Below are 475 nucleotides of genomic sequence, written 5' to 3'. Positions count from 1 at the left end.
GCTCGCCCTCGCCGCGCCCCGGGCCCGTACCGCCCGCCGCCTCCGAGCGGCCCGTCTCGGCGCGCACCTCGCGGCGCAGCTCGCCCGCCGCGTCCCGTACGTCGTCGCGGATCTCGGCGGCCAGCTCGGCGACCGACTCGCGGATCTCCAGCTCCAGCTCGGCCAGTTCACCGCCGCGGGCGGCCAGCTCCGCGCGCCCGGCCGCGGTGATCGCGTACACCTTCCTGCCACCCTCGGTGGTGTGCGTGACGAGGCCCTCGGACTCCAGCTTGGCGAGACGCGGGTAGACCGTGCCGGCCGAGGGCGCGTACAGCCCCTCGAAGCGTTCCTGGAGGAGGCGGATGACCTCGTAGCCGTGGCGCGGGGCCTCGGCGAGGAGTTTGAGCAGGTACAGCCGCAGGCGGCCGTGGGCGAAGACGGGGGCCATCTCAGAGCACCTTCCTGTCGGGCTGGTCGGGCTGGTCGGGCTGGTCGG

The 475-nt window shown here is 75.2% G+C and carries 1 protein-coding gene; it reads right to left on the bottom strand.

The features are described 5' to 3' along the window. A partial coding sequence (locus G3I42_RS04240; RefSeq protein WP_164282491.1) for a PadR family transcriptional regulator occupies positions 1-427 on the bottom strand: 427 nt, incomplete at its 3' end. Between the last annotated feature and the right edge of the window lie 48 nt (positions 428-475).

The organism is Streptomyces sp. SID11385, from assembly GCF_010548245.1.
GTDB lineage: Bacteria > Actinomycetota > Actinomycetes > Streptomycetales > Streptomycetaceae > Streptomyces.
This window is presented reverse-complemented; position numbering and strand designations above follow the sequence as displayed.